The following is a 12,942-nucleotide window of genomic DNA, read 5'->3' as shown; positions in this document are numbered from 1 at the left end:
TCTTCTTGACTTGGACTCTGTCTATCGTAGGATCGCTTCCGGCGAAAGCCACGGCACAGCACCAACCCAGGGAGAGGCACGTGACGGTTCAGGAGACCGGCCCGCTGACGACGGAGGCGGGCGCCCCGGTCGCGGACAACCAGAACAGCGAGACCGCGGGCCTGGGAGGGCCGGTCCTGGTCCAGGACCAGCAGTTGCTGGAGAAGCTCGCCCGCTTCAACCGCGAGCGCATCCCGGAGCGCGTGGTGCACGCCCGCGGCGCCGGCGCCTACGGCACCTTCACCGTGACCTCGGACGTGACGAAGTACACGCGGGCGAAGTTCCTCTCCGAGGTCGGCAAGCAGACGGAGACCTTCCTGCGGTTCTCCACCGTGGCGGGCAACCTCGGCGCGGCGGACGCGGTGCGCGACCCCCGGGGCTTCGCGCTGAAGTTCTACACCGAGGAGGGCAACTACGACCTCGTCGGCAACAACACCCCGGTGTTCTTCATCAAGGACGCCGTCAAGTTCCCCGACTTCATCCACACCCAGAAGCGCGACCCGTACACCGGCTCCCAGGAGGCGGACAACGTCTGGGACTTCTGGAGTCTGTCCCCGGAGTCGACGCACCAGGTGACCTGGCTGTTCGGTGACCGCGGCATCCCCGCGAGCTACCGCCACATGAACGGCTACGGCTCGCACACCTACCAGTGGACCAACGAGGCGGACGAGGTCTTCTGGGTCAAGTACCACTTCAAGACGGACCAGGGCATCAGGAACCTCACCCAGGGCGAGGCCAACCGGATCGCCGGTGAGGACCCCGACTCCCACCAGCGCGACCTGCGCGAGGCCATCGAGCGCGGCGAGTTCCCCAGTTGGACCGTGCAGGTGCAGATCATGCCCGCGGCCGAGGCGGCGGCCTACCGCTTCAACCCGTTCGACCTCACCAAGGTGTGGCCGCACGAGGACTACCCGCCGATCGAGATCGGCAGGCTGGAGCTCAACCGCAACCCGCAGAACGTGTTCGCCGAGGTCGAGCAGTCGATCTTCTCCCCGGCGCACTTCGTGCCCGGCATCGGCCCGTCCCCGGACAAGATGCTGCAGGGCCGGCTCTTCGCCTACGGCGACGCCCACCGGTACCGCGTCGGCATCAACGCCGACCACCTGCCGGTGAACCGCCCGCACGCGACCGAGGCGCGCACCCACGGCCGCGACGGAGCGCTCTACGACGGCCGCCACGGCGGGGCCAGGAACTACGAGCCGAACAGCTTCGGCGGCCCGGCCCAGACCGGCCGTCCCCTGTGGTCGGCCACCGCGGTCACCGGGTACACCGGCAACCACGAGGCGCCCTCGCACGCCGAGGACGACGACTTCGCTCAGGCCGGCGACCTCTACCGGCTGATGTCGGAGGAGGAGAGGGAGCGCCTGGTCGCCAACCTCTCCGGCTTCATCGCCAAGGTGTCGCGCGACGACATCGCCGAGCGCGCGATCGGCAACTTCCGCCGTGCCGACGAGGAGTTCGGCAAGCGGCTGGAGGCCGCCGTCCAGGCCCTGCGCGGCTGACCGGCGTCCGTCCCGAAAGGCCCGGAGGGGGCCGGGTGCGTCCAGGCACCCGGTCCCCTCCGATCCATTCCGGGCCCGGCCGTCACCCGGTGAGGGCCGCGTGCGCGGGCTGCCAGCAGCGCACGATGTCGCGTACGGAGACCATGCCGACCGGGTTGCGGTCGTCCAGCACCACAAGGTGCCGGAAGCCGCCGCGCACCATGGCGGCGGCCGCCTCTTCGAGGGTCCACCGGGGCGCGGCGAAGACCACGTCGGTGGTGGTGTGGGCGGCGGCGAGTTCGTGGTCGGGGTCGAGCCCCGCACCGATGGCGTTGAGGATGTCGCGCTCGGTCAGGATGCCGAGACCGCAGGTGTCGGGATCGAGCACCACCGCCGCGCCCACCCGTCGGGCGGACATCAGCCGGGCGGCCTGGCGGAGGGTGTGGGCGGGACCGACCGTGAGAACGACCGTGCTCATGGCGTCGCGTACGAGCATGGGATACCCCTCGGGCTGCGTCGTGGCCGTCTTGAGAACAGTTTCACAAATGCACAAGCTCACGCATTCTCATGTTCACATGCGCCGCGGTCCGCAGCAAGGGGCGTGCGGAGGGTGATCGGTAGTGTGAGGGGGCGGTCGATTGCGGGCGATCGGTCGCGAGGTCGACTACGGACGGTTCAGGAAGGCGAGCGTCTCCTCGTGCAGCAGCCCGTTGGACGCCGCCGCGTTCCCGCCGTAGGGCCCCGGCGTCCCGTCCAGGCTGGTGAAGCGCCCTCCGGCCTCGCGCACGATCACCTCGTTCGCCGCCATGTCCCACAGGCTCAGTTCGGGCTCGGCGCAGATGTCCACCGCGCCCTCGGCGACCATCATGTACGGCCAGAAGTCACCGTAGGCGCGCGTGCGCCAGCAGGACCGGGTCAGGTCGAGGAAGCCGTCCAGGCGGCCCTGCTCCTCCCAGCCGCTCAGCGAGGAGTACGCGAACGAGGCGTCCGCCAGCCGGCTCACCTGCGACACCCGCAGCCGCGTGGCGGAGGTCAGGCTGCGACCGGTGTACGCCCCGCCGCCCTTCACCGCCCACCAGCGACGCCCCAGTGCGGGCGCGGACACCAGGCCGACCACGCCCTCGTCGCCCCCCTCCCCGCGCACCATCAGCGCGATCAGGGTGGCCCACACGGGCACCCCGCGGACGTAGTTCTTGGTGCCGTCGATCGGGTCGACGATCCAGCGCCGCGGGCCGCTGCCCTCCGTGCCGTACTCCTCGCCGAGCACGGCGTCGCGCGGCCTGGCCCGGCCGAGCTGACTGCGGATCAGCTCCTCGGCGCGCTTGTCCGCCTCGCTGACCGGCGTCATGTCGGGCTTGGTCTCGACCTTGAGGTCCAGGGACTTGAAGCGCTCCATGGTGGCGGCGTCGGCGGCGTCGGCAAGGATGTGCGCAAGGCGCAGATCGTCGTTGAAGTCCGGCATGGAGCGAACAGTATCGATCGTGGGAGGTCGAGGTCACGCACGGAGCGCGGGGAGGGTTGACACCGGCCGACGGCGCGTCAATTCTGGCCGCACAGCTCCCTGAGGCCGCTCGGTACCGTTCGAGACCGCTCGAGACCTTGGAGGCGATCGTGCCGACAGCGCGTGAATCACTTCTGGACGCCGCGCTGTCCGCACTGGGCGGCCGGTCGTGGGCGACGGTCAGGATGGTGGACGTCGCGGCCACCGCCGGGGTGTCACGGCAGACCCTCTACAACGAGTTCGGCACCAAGGAGGGGCTCGCGCGGGCCCTGGCGCGGCGGGAGGCCGAGGCCTTCCTGGCGGGCGTGGAACGCGCCCTGGACACCGCCGGGCGGCAGGGCGCCGACGCCGGCGACTGCTTCGCCGCGGCGGCCGCCTGGACCCTGCACAGCGCCCGCCGCAGCCCCCTGGTGCGCGCGGTGCTCACCGGCTGCCGCGGGGACCGGGTCCCGGCGGCGGCCGTCGTGCCGGTGCCGCTGCCACGGCTGCCGGGCGGGCGGCTGCGCAAGGACGACGCCCCGCTCGCCCCGGCCGAGCTCCTCGACGCCTTCCGGGCGCGCGCCGTGACCGTGCTGGGGCGGCGCTTCCCCAAGCTGGACCAGGCCGAGGCCGACTGGGCCTGCGGGACCGCGGTGCGCGTCACCGTCTCCTACGTCCTCGCCCCCGCGGCCTCCGACGAGGAGGCGTGCCGGCGGGTCGCCCGGCTGGTCCGGGGACTTCTCCAGCGGGGCTGGTGACGGGCGCGGACCGGCACCGGGGCCGGCGGGCGAGGGGGCGGGGGAGACGGATCAGTGGGTGGAGCCGGAGAGTTGGAGCCCGATGACGCCCATGACGACCAGGCCGATGGAGATCAGCTTCAGGGTCGAGACGACGTCGCCGAGGAAGGCCATGCCGTAGATCGCCGTCCCGGACGCCCCGATGCCCGTCCACACCGCGTACGCGGCCCCGACGTCGAGCTTCTTCAGGGCGAGCGTGAGCAGGCCGAAACTGCCGAGCGCGAAGGCGCAGAACGCGATGGTCGGCCACAGGCGGGTGAACCCGTGGGAGAGTTTGAGGCAGACCGCGAAGCCGGTTTCGAGGAGTCCGGCGACCACCACGAGGAGCCAGGCCATCGAGCGCCCTCCCGTTTCCGTCTGTCGATGAGCGATCATCACACAGCATGCCCGGAAATGGCGCCTCAGTCCCCTTCCTTGCGCTCTCGCGTCGCGAGCAGCCGCCGCAGCGAGAACAACCGGGCCGGTTCGGCGTGCCCGTCGGCCACCCAGGCGTCCAGCGCGCAGTCGGGTTCGTCGTGGCTGCAGGCCCGCGGACAGTCCTCTGTGCCCGGCTCCAGGTCGGGGAAGGCGTGGATGACCCGGGACGGGTCGATGTGGGCCAGACCAAAGGAACGCACACCGGGGGTGTCGATGACCCAGCCCTCCTCGGCCTGCAGCGGCAGCGCCAGCGCGGAGGTCGTGGTGTGCCGGCCGCGGCCGGTGACCGCGTTGACGTGGCCGGTCGCGCGCTGCCGCTCCACCAGCGCGTTGACCAGGGTGGTCTTCCCGACGCCGCTGTGCCCGACGAAGGCGGTGATGCGGCCCTTGAGGTGCTCGCGTACGGCCTCCGTCGCGTCGGCGTCGAAGTTCTCGTGACTGGTCACCACATAGGGGACGCCCAGCGGGGCGTACGTCTCCAGCAGGGGTCCGGCGGACGCGAGGTCGGACTTGGTGAGCACCAGCAGCGGTTCGAGCCCGGCGTCGTAGGCGGCCACCAGGCAGCGGTCGATGAGCCTGGGCCGGGGCTCTGGGTCGGCGAGGGCGGTCACGATGGCGAGCCGGTCCGCGTTGGCGACGACCACCCGCTCGTAGGGGTCGGTGTCATCCGCGGTGCGGCGCAGCACCGAGCTGCGCTCCTCGACGCGCACGATCCGCGCCAGGGTGTCCTTCTCCCCGGTCAGGTCGCCGACGATGCCCACCCGGTCGCCGACCACGATGCCCTTGCGGCCCAGCTCGCGGGCCTTCATCGCGGTGATCGTGCGGTCCTCGACGAGGCAGGTCACGCGGCCCCGGTCGACGGTGAGGACGAAGCCCTCCTCGGCGTCCTCGTGCTTGGGCCGGATGCTGGTGCGGGGACGGTTCCCCTTGCGGTTCGGGCGGACCCGGACGTCGTCCTCGTCGGTGTGCTTGCCGTAGCGCCGCATGGTTCAGGCCCGGACCGGGGACGCGGGGGCCGCCGGCGCCGCACCCAGCATGGCCGTCCACATCTCGGTGAAGTCGGGGAGCGTCTTGCCGGTGGTCGCGACGTTCTCGACCAGGACGCCGTCGACGGCCAGGCCCAGGACGGCGCCCGCGGTGGCCAGCCGGTGGTCGTCGTAGGTGTGGAAGACGCCGCCGCGCAGCGTCCGCGGGCGGATGCGCAGTCCGTCCTCGGTCTCGGTGACGTCGCCGCCGAGTTCGTTGATCTCCTTGCTCAGCGCGGCCAGCCGGTCGGTCTCGTGCAGCCGCAGGTGGCCCACGCCGCGCAGCACGGACTCGGAGTCGGCCAGCGCGGCGACCGCCGCGATGCCGGGGGTGAGCTCGCCGACCTCCGACAGGTCGGCGTCGATGCCGTGGATGCGGCCGGAGCCGGTGAAGACCAGGCCCGTGTCCGTCAGCTCGCACGAACCGCCCATCCGGGTGAACAGCTCGCGCAGCGCGTCACCGGGCTGCGTGGTGCGGCGCGGCCAGTCGGGGATGACCACGCGGCCGCCGGTGACCAGCGCGGCGGCGAGGAAGGGCTGGGCGTTGGAGAGGTCCGGCTCGACGGTGAGGTCGACGCCGAGCAGCGCGCCGGCGTCGACCCGCCACACATTCGGCTCGCCGCCGTTCTCCGGGGTGTCGACCTTGGCGCCCGCGCGCCGCAGCATCTCCACCGTCATCTTGATGTGCGGCAGCGACGGCAGTGTCGGGCCGGTGTGCCGTACCTCGACGCCCTGGTTGAAGCGGGGGCCGGACAGCAGCAGGGCGCTGACGAACTGGGAGGAGGAGGACGCGTCGACCGACACCGGACCGCCGTCCAGCGCCCCGCCGCCGTGCACGGTCAGCGGCAGCGCGCCGCGGCCCTCGTCGTCGATGCGGGCGCCCAGGGTGCGCAGTGCGTCGATGACCCCATTGAGCGGGCGCTCATGGCTGCGCGGGTCGCCGTCGAAGTGCACCGCGCCGTCGGCGAGCGCGGCGACCGGCGGCAGGAACCGCATCACCGTGCCGGCGTTGCCGACGTCGACCGTTGCCGGCCCGTGCAGCCCGGCCGGGATGACCCGCCAGGCCTCACCGCCGTAGGGGTTGACGACCTCGTCGATCTGCACGCCCATGGCGCGCAGCGCGTCGGCCATCAGCACGGTGTCGCGACTGCGCAGCGGACGGCGCAGCCAGCCCGGCTCGGAGGCGAGCGCGGCGAGCACCAGGGCGCGATTGGTGACCGACTTGGATCCGGGCACGGTGACCGTCGCGTGGACGGGGGCGGACGCGAGCGGCGCGGGCCACAGGGCGGTGTGCGCGGGGTTACCGGTCATGGCCCCAAGCGTAGTGGCTCAAGGAGAAGGCGAATCGCTCACAAAGCGGACGAAACCTCAAGGAAACAGTAACCCGCCCGCAAGGGCTACAGCCCCACCAGCCAGCGGCCGCCGCCGAACAGCGACAGCAGCGCCACCGCGTAGAACAACAGCATCCACAGCGCCGCCGGGGTGTGGGTCAGCCGCGCCAGCTGGTCGGCGTCCGAGCCCGGGGCCGCACCGCCGTGCCGCTTGCGCTGGAGTTCCAGCACCGGCCGTACGCCCCCGAACAGCAGGAACCAGACCACGAGGTAGGCGAACGCCGCCTGGACGGCGGGCTCGGTCAGCCAGGACACCAGCAGGAAGAGGCCGCCGGTCAGGAACACCGTCAGCACCCCGTACGCGTTCCTGATCATCACCAGCATCACCAGCAGCAGGGCCGTCGCCCCCCACAGCAGCGCCGTGATGTGGCCCGCGGCGAGGAGCAGGGCCCCGCCGAGGCCCAGCAGGGACGGCGCTGTGTATCCGGCCGCCGCGGTGAGGATCATGCCGAGGCCGTACGGCTTGCCCCGGGAGACGGTCAGGCCCGAGGTGTCCGAGTGGAGCCGGATGCCCTGCAGGCGGCGTCCGGACAGCAGGGCGACCAGGCCGTGGCCTCCTTCGTGGGCGATCGTGATCGCGTTGCGGGACAGCCGCCACAGGGCGTGCGGCAGGACCGCGGCCAGGGCGACGGCCGCGGTGACGCCCACCAGCCAGGACGAGGGCGCGGGCTGGGTGCCGAGGATCGAGTCGATGAGCTGCACGGTTGCGCACCATACGGTGCCCGGCTGTGTCCGCGCCGTGGCAATGTGGCACTCATGTGCGGTCGATATGCAGCGAGCCGGAGGCCAGAGGATCTCGTCGAGGTGTTCGACGTGCAGAAATGGGATCCCACGGAGGCGCTGGACCCCAACTGGAATGTCGCGCCCACCGACACCACCTACGCGGTGCTGGAGCGGCCGGACAAGGAGACGGGCGAGATCGTGCGCCAGTTGCGCGCCCTGCGCTGGGGGCTGGTGCCGAGCTGGGCGAAGACTCCGGACGTCGGCGTCAAGATGATCAACGCGCGGGCCGAGACCGTGCACGAGAAGGCCTCCTACCGCCGCCCCTTCGCCTCGCGCCGCTGCCTGCTGCCCGCCGACGGCTACTTCGAGTGGGTCACCGGCAAGGACGAGCGGCAGCTGGAGGAGCAGGGGAAGAGGAAGCGGCCCCGCAAGCAGCCGTACTTCGTCACCCCCGTCGACGGCTCGGTCTTCGCGATGGCCGGGCTGTACGAGTTCTGGCGCGACCGCACCCTGCCCGACGAGCACCCGCGCGCCTGGTGGGTCACCTGCACCGTCATCACCACGGAGGCCTGGAGCGAGCCCTTCGCCGACGCCGACGAGCGCCCCGGCGGTCCCCGCTCCCTGGCCGAGATCCACCCGCGCATGCCGCTGTGGATCACCCCGGACCACTGGGGCGACTGGCTCGATCCCACGCGCACCGAGGCCGAGGACCTGCGCGGGCTGCTCGCGCCGCCGCGGCCCGGCCTGCTGCGCGTGCACCCTGTGCGCACCGAGGTGAGCAACGTCCGCAACAACGGGCCGGAGCTGGTCGAGCCGATCGAGGCGCCCGAGGAGGCGACGCTGTTCTGACCGCCCGCGGTGCCAGACTGGCCGCTGTGAGCGAGATCATGGAGACCGTGCCGACGCCCGTCGGGAACGCCCGCGTCACCTGGTACCGGGCCCGTCGCCCCCGCGCCGTGGTGGCGCTGGGCCACGGCGCGGGAGGCGGTGTCGAGGCACGCGACCTGCAGGCCCTGGCCGCGGCGCTGCCGTCGCACGGCTGGACGGTCGCGCTGGTGGAGCAGCCCTGGCGGGTGGCGGGCAGGAAGCTGGCCCCCGCGCCGAAGACCCTGGACACCGCGTGGACGGCGCTGTGGCCGGCGCTCGTCCGGCCCGGTCTGCCGGTGGTCGCCGGCGGCCGCAGCGCGGGCGCCCGGGTGGCCTGCCGTACGGCGGCGGAACTGGGCGCGGTGGCGGTGCTGGCGCTGTCCTTCCCGCTGCACCCGCCGGGGAAGCCGGAGAAGTCCCGCAAGGACGAGCTCTTCGGGGCGGCGCTCAAGGGTGTGCACCTCCTGGTCGTCCAGGGCGGGCGCGACCCCTTCGGCCGTCCCGAGGAGTTTCCCGAGGGATACGAGCCGGTCGGGGTGCCCTTCGGCGATCACGGGTTCGCCGTCCCGAAGTCGGCGGATCTCACCCAGGAGGCAGCACTGAGCGTCATCACCGACGCGGTGCTGGGCTGGCTGGAGGAACTGCCCCCGCTTCGGGAATGAGCGGTGCGCGGCCCGTGTTGTGCCAGGCGTCCGCACGAAAGAACGTACGCACAGTGAGGAAGGCAGCCGGATGGTCAGAGCCGAGTGCCGCGCGCGTGCCGAGGCGCCGTACCTGTCGTGGCCGGAGTGGCCGTCGACGGGTGGGGCGAACAGGAACAGCGCGCCGATCCCGCCCGGGATATCCTCCGATGGCGTGGGGTCCGCTTACGGCCCCGTGACCGTCGTGGAGGAGGTGGGTCCGGTCAGCGGCAACGACGACAGCCCGTCCGAGGTGCCTGAGGTGCAGGTGACTCCGGAGTCCGACGTCGAGCGCAGTGCGCGCTTCGAGCGGGACGCCCTGGAGTACCTGGACCAGATGTACTCGGCGGCGCTGCGCATGACCCGCAACCCGGCCGATGCCGAGGACCTGGTGCAGGAGACGTACGCGAAGGCGTACGCGTCGTTCCACCAGTTCCGTGAGGGCACCAACCTGAAGGCGTGGCTGTACCGCATCCTCACCAACAGCTTCATCAACTCCTACCGCAAGAAGCAGCGCGAGCCCCAGCGCAGCGGCACGGAGGAGATCGAGGACTGGCAGCTGGCACGCGCCGAGTCGCACATGTCCACGGGTCTGCGCTCCGCCGAGTCCCAGGCCCTGGACCACCTGCCCGACTCGGACGTGAAGCAGGCTCTGCAGGCGATCCCGGAGGAATTCCGGATCGCGGTCTATCTTGCCGACGTCGAGGGCTTTGCCTACAAGGAGATCGCCGACATCATGGGAACCCCCATCGGTACGGTGATGTCCCGTCTGCACCGTGGGCGGCGGCAGCTGCGTTCGCTGCTGGAGGACTACGCGCGGGAGCGCGGGCTCGTCCCGGCGGGCGCGGGAGACGAGAAGGGCTCGGGCACATGAGCTGCGGCAACCCGCATGAGACGGACTGTTCCGAGGTACTCGAACACCTTTACGAGTACCTGGACAACGAGATGTCCGACGACGCCTGCGCCAAGTTCAAGCAGCACTTCGACGAGTGCCACCCCTGCTTGGAGAAGTACGGCCTCGAGCAGGCCGTCAAGAAGCTGGTCAAGCGCTGCTGCGGGCACGACGACGTGCCCACGGACCTGCGCTCCAAGGTGCTCACGCGGATCGAGCTGATCCGCGCCGGCGAGGTGGCGCCGGTACCGGAGCCGGCCGACGGCGGCAGCGCGCCGACCGGTTCGCCGACCGTCTGACGCCCACCGCGCCGGCAGGTCACCCGGGATCACCCGAAGGCGGGAATCGCGGCCGCTCGCCCACCGGGCGGCGGCCGCGCCCCTAGCCTCGGTGGGGTGCGTGCGAAGCGGGCGGTCCGGATGCTCCCCGCGGCGGCGCGGGTCTACATCCCGGTCGTCGTCGTGTCGGCTTGCGGCGCCCTCGTCACGGGCCCCCGCGAGGGCACGCCCTGGGCGACCGCCGCGGTGCTGGCGGTGCTCTACGCGGCGGGGGAACGCACGGGGGCGTCACTGCCCCCGGTGCTCTTCGCGGCCGCGCTCCTGCTTCCCCCGGGCGCGGCCGCACTCGTCGCCGTGCCCGGTGGCCTGCTCGCGCCCGTCCGGGGCGAGCCGCGCCCGGTGCGCCGCGTGTGGCACGCCGCGCAGCTCGCCCTGGCGACGGCCGCCGCGGCCCAGGTGCGCACCGCCTTCGGGGACGGGCCCTTCGCGCGGCTGCCGGGGCTGCTGGTGCCCGCGCTCGCGGCCGTCCTCGCCTTCTGCCTGTTCTCCGCCGCCCTCACCGCCGGCGTGCTGGTCACCGCCGAGCGCACCGCCCCGTCGGCGGCCTGGCGCGAGGCACTGCTGGAGCCGCTCGCCCCGCACCTGACCTACGGCCTGGTGGGGCTCATGGCCGCGGTGCTCTGGCAGGGCCCGTACGGGGCGGTGGCCGCGGTCCTCGCCCTGCTGCCGACGCACATCGCGCGCTGGGTCGTCGGCCAGGCCCGCCGCGAGCGGGCCGCGCACCAGGCGACGGTCCGGGCGCTGGTGCAGGCCGTGGAGATCAAGGACCGCTACACCCGGGGCCACAGCGAGCGCGTCGGCCGGGCGTCGGCGCTGATCGCCCGCGAGATCGGACTGCCGCCCGAGCGGGTGGAGGCCCTGCGGCTGGCCGGCATCCTGCACGACATCGGCAAGCTCGGCGTGCCCACCCGCGTGCTGCGCAAGGACAGCCCGCTCACCCCCGAGGAGCGGCGGATCATCGAGCTGCACCCCGGCTACGGCCACGAGATGGTGCGCGGCATCGCCTTCCTCGACGACGCCCGCACCGCGATCCTCCACCACCACGAGCGCCTCGACGGATCCGGCTACCCGTACGGACTGGCGGGCGAGGCCATCCCGTCCTCCGCGCGGCTGGTGGCTGTGGCGGACGCGTTCGACGCGATGACCTCCACCCGCGCCTACCAGGCCACCCGAGGTGTCGACGACGCGCTGGGCGAGCTGCGCCGCTGCGCCGGCAGCCACTTCGACCCGCTCATGGTGCAGGCGCTGATCCGCGCCGTCCGCCGCGAGGGCTGGAACCCGGCGGTCACCGCCGACGAGCCCGAATCCTTCGCCCCCGCCCAGGCCCGGCGCCACGCCCGCCGCGAGGCACCTGCGCGCCGCACCCCCGAGCCGCGCCCGTGAGCGCCCCCGGACGCCGCGGCGGCGGGGACCACCGGCGTCACCGCAGGCGCACGCCGTCCGTCGTGTTCGCCGTCCATGGGCTCGCGCTCGCCGTGGGCGGCGCCGCGTCGGTGTGGACGGCGGTGCACGGCGTCGCCGATCCCGCGGCGGCCGCCGCCTTCGGGGCGCTGGTCGTTGTCGGCGAGGCCTTCCGGATCCCGGAACCCGAGGGCCGGGAGGCCGCCCCCGTCGCCTTCGCCGGTGCCCTGGCGTACGCGCTGCTCGCGGCCGAGGCGGTGGCGGTCGTGGTGGCGGTCTCCGCCGCAGCGGTGGTCGCCGGGCAGCTGAGGGGAGCGCCCCGCGACGCGGCGGCACGGCGCGTGCTCACGGTGGCGTTCGCCGCCGCCACCGCGCAGCCGCTGTACGGCGGCAGCGGCGGCCATCCGGGGTACGCGGTCCTGCTGCTGGCCAGCACGATCCTCTGCGACGCGGTGCTGGCCGCCGTACTGGGCACCGCACGCACCGGGCATCCCTTCGCCTCCGTCCTGCGCGACGAACTGGCCGTCCTGCCGGGCGTCGGCTCGGCCGTGTGCGCCGGCGGGGTCGTGCTGGCGCAGGCCGAGCAGGCGGCCGGACTGTGGGCGCTGCCCGTGTGCGGGGTGCCGCTGCTGCTGACCCAGACGGCCTTCCGGCGGCACGCGGCGATCCGGTCCACCCACCGGGAGACCATCGCCTCGCTGGCCCGGGCCACCGAGGTGGCCGGCTACACCCCGGTGGGGCACGCCCGCCGGGTCAGCGCGCTCAGCCACGCCATGGGTCGCGAACTCGGCCTGGGCGGAAAGGCGCTGGCGGCCCTGGAGCACGCCGCGCTGATGCACGACATCGGCCAGCTCTCCCTCGTCGACCCGGTGCCCGGCGGTGCCACCTCGTCCCTCGATCAGGTGGAACGCCGGCGCATCGCCCTGCTCGGGGCGGAGGTCGTACGCCGGACGGGTGCCCCCGAGGAAGTCGCGCGGATCGTGGAGGGACAGGCCGATCCGTACCGGGACCAAGCGCTCGCGGGACGCATCGTGCGTACGGCCAACGCCTACGAGGACCTGGCCGGGAGCGGTACGGCCGTGGGCCGGGGGCTGCAGGCGCTGGAGCGGTTACGCCTCGATACCGCGCACGAATACGACCCTCGCGTGGTTGAGGCGCTGACCAGGGTCGTTGCCCGTGCCGGGCAGTGAACCCACCGGTAATGAGCGGGCGCACCAAGGGGCATGGTTGGATGCCCGCAGAGGCGCAGAGCACTCAAGAGGCGCACCATGGCGCCGATGCTGCCAAACCGACGAGCCCGGCCGTGTGTGACAGGCCCCGCCGATGGCAAGGAGGACTGATGAGCACCGCTGAGCACGGGACGTGGGGGAACGGACGGGGCACCGTGGGGCACCAGCGAAAGCGAACGGCA

Annotated in this window: 14 protein-coding genes; 8 read left to right on the top strand and 6 right to left on the bottom strand. The window is 72.8% G+C overall.

Annotation, left to right across the window (positions count from 1 at the left end; all coding sequences use genetic code 11):
• The first annotated feature begins 80 nt into the window (after window positions 1–80).
• Window positions 81–1,541: a catalase gene (locus tag CHF15_RS13765; protein ID WP_089224056.1), complete on the top strand. Its 1,461-nt coding sequence runs from the start codon at window positions 81–83 to the stop codon at window positions 1,539–1,541.
• 82 nt (window positions 1,542–1,623) lie between these two features.
• On the opposite strand, the gene CHF15_RS13760 is transcribed toward CHF15_RS13765, so the two are convergent.
• Together CHF15_RS13760 and hisN are read right to left on the bottom strand one after the other, a co-directional pair.
• The gene (locus CHF15_RS13760; protein WP_089224055.1) at window positions 1,624–2,016 is read right to left on the bottom strand and encodes a CBS domain-containing protein; all 393 of its coding nucleotides are present in this window, start codon (window positions 2,014–2,016) and stop codon (window positions 1,624–1,626) included.
• 168 nt (window positions 2,017–2,184) lie between these two features.
• Entirely contained in the window at window positions 2,185–2,982 is a 798-nt protein-coding gene (gene hisN / locus CHF15_RS13755; RefSeq protein WP_089224054.1) for a histidinol-phosphatase, read from the bottom strand.
• 149 nt (window positions 2,983–3,131) lie between these two features.
• On the opposite strand from hisN, the gene CHF15_RS13750 reads away from it, so the two are divergent.
• Complete coding sequence (locus CHF15_RS13750; RefSeq protein ID WP_089224433.1) at window positions 3,132–3,758, top strand: TetR/AcrR family transcriptional regulator; 627 nt, start codon at window positions 3,132–3,134, stop codon at window positions 3,756–3,758.
• A gap of 51 nt (window positions 3,759–3,809) precedes the next feature.
• Here CHF15_RS13750 and CHF15_RS13745 read toward each other — a convergent pair whose 3' ends face one another.
• The 4 genes from CHF15_RS13745 to CHF15_RS13730 form a co-directional block, all read right to left on the bottom strand.
• Complete coding sequence (locus tag CHF15_RS13745; RefSeq protein WP_018561551.1) at window positions 3,810–4,133, bottom strand: DMT family transporter; 324 nt, start codon at window positions 4,131–4,133, stop codon at window positions 3,810–3,812.
• A gap of 65 nt (window positions 4,134–4,198) precedes the next feature.
• Complete coding sequence (gene rsgA, locus CHF15_RS13740) at window positions 4,199–5,200, bottom strand: ribosome small subunit-dependent GTPase A (RefSeq protein ID WP_089224053.1); 1,002 nt, start codon at window positions 5,198–5,200, stop codon at window positions 4,199–4,201.
• A gap of 3 nt (window positions 5,201–5,203) precedes the next feature.
• Complete coding sequence (gene aroA, locus CHF15_RS13735; protein WP_089224052.1) at window positions 5,204–6,550, bottom strand: 3-phosphoshikimate 1-carboxyvinyltransferase; 1,347 nt, start codon at window positions 6,548–6,550, stop codon at window positions 5,204–5,206.
• A gap of 86 nt (window positions 6,551–6,636) precedes the next feature.
• Entirely contained in the window at window positions 6,637–7,332 is a 696-nt protein-coding gene (locus CHF15_RS13730; protein WP_089224051.1) for a M50 family metallopeptidase, read from the bottom strand.
• A 54-nt stretch (window positions 7,333–7,386) separates the two neighbouring features.
• Here CHF15_RS13730 and CHF15_RS13725 point away from each other — a divergent pair, with 54 nt between their 5' ends.
• The 6 genes from CHF15_RS13725 to CHF15_RS13700 all read left to right on the top strand — a co-directional run bounded on the left by CHF15_RS13725 (window position 7,387) and on the right by CHF15_RS13700 (window position 12,721).
• Complete coding sequence (locus tag CHF15_RS13725) at window positions 7,387–8,202, top strand: SOS response-associated peptidase (RefSeq protein WP_089224050.1); 816 nt, start codon at window positions 7,387–7,389, stop codon at window positions 8,200–8,202.
• Window positions 8,203–8,240: 38 nt separating this feature from the next.
• Window positions 8,241–8,882 carry an alpha/beta hydrolase family protein gene (locus CHF15_RS13720; protein WP_089224432.1) on the top strand — a complete coding sequence of 214 codons (642 nt, stop codon included), beginning with the start codon at window positions 8,241–8,243 and terminating at the stop codon, window positions 8,880–8,882.
• Between the two features lie 232 nt (window positions 8,883–9,114).
• Window positions 9,115–9,774 (top strand): sigma-70 family RNA polymerase sigma factor, encoded by a 660-nt coding sequence (locus CHF15_RS13715; protein WP_026251453.1) that lies wholly within the window; start codon window positions 9,115–9,117, stop codon window positions 9,772–9,774.
• Window positions 9,771–10,091: a mycothiol system anti-sigma-R factor gene (gene rsrA, locus CHF15_RS13710; RefSeq protein WP_018561558.1), complete on the top strand. Its 321-nt coding sequence runs from the start codon at window positions 9,771–9,773 to the stop codon at window positions 10,089–10,091. Before CHF15_RS13715 ends, rsrA begins: the two co-directional genes overlap by 4 nt.
• Window positions 10,092–10,211: 120 nt before the next feature.
• Window positions 10,212–11,513, top strand: a complete 1,302-nt coding sequence (locus CHF15_RS13705) for an HD-GYP domain-containing protein (RefSeq protein WP_089224048.1) — start codon at window positions 10,212–10,214, stop codon at window positions 11,511–11,513.
• Window positions 11,510–12,721 (top strand): HD-GYP domain-containing protein, encoded by a 1,212-nt coding sequence (locus tag CHF15_RS13700; protein WP_179279781.1) that lies wholly within the window; start codon window positions 11,510–11,512, stop codon window positions 12,719–12,721. Before CHF15_RS13705 ends, CHF15_RS13700 begins: the two co-directional genes overlap by 4 nt.
• The last annotated feature ends 221 nt before the right edge of the window (window positions 12,722–12,942 follow it).

Source organism: Actinacidiphila glaucinigra, assembly GCF_900188405.1.
Taxonomy (GTDB): Bacteria; Actinomycetota; Actinomycetes; order Streptomycetales; family Streptomycetaceae; genus Actinacidiphila; species Actinacidiphila glaucinigra.
Note: the sequence above shows the minus strand (reverse complement) of the source record. Positions and strands in the feature narration are given on the sequence as shown.

Bases quoted from the DNA above. Each gene is read 5' to 3' on its own strand.
- CHF15_RS13745 (WP_018561551.1), bottom strand. From the start codon at position 4,133: ATGGCCTGGCTCCTCGTGGTGGTCGCCGGACTCCTCGAAACCGGCTTC.
- CHF15_RS13705 (WP_089224048.1), top strand. From the start codon at position 10,212: ATGCTCCCCGCGGCGGCGCGGGTCTACATCCCGGTCGTCGTCGTGTCG.
- CHF15_RS13720 (WP_089224432.1), top strand. From the start codon at position 8,241: ATGGAGACCGTGCCGACGCCCGTCGGGAACGCCCGCGTCACCTGGTAC.
- rsgA (WP_089224053.1), bottom strand. From the start codon at position 5,200: ATGCGGCGCTACGGCAAGCACACCGACGAGGACGACGTCCGGGTCCGC.
- hisN (WP_089224054.1), bottom strand. From the start codon at position 2,982: ATGCCGGACTTCAACGACGATCTGCGCCTTGCGCACATCCTTGCCGAC.
- aroA (WP_089224052.1), bottom strand. From the start codon at position 6,550: ATGACCGGTAACCCCGCGCACACCGCCCTGTGGCCCGCGCCGCTCGCG.
- rsrA (WP_018561558.1), top strand. From the start codon at position 9,771: ATGAGCTGCGGCAACCCGCATGAGACGGACTGTTCCGAGGTACTCGAA.
- CHF15_RS13760 (WP_089224055.1), bottom strand. From the start codon at position 2,016: ATGCTCGTACGCGACGCCATGAGCACGGTCGTTCTCACGGTCGGTCCC.
- CHF15_RS13725 (WP_089224050.1), top strand. From the start codon at position 7,387: ATGTGCGGTCGATATGCAGCGAGCCGGAGGCCAGAGGATCTCGTCGAG.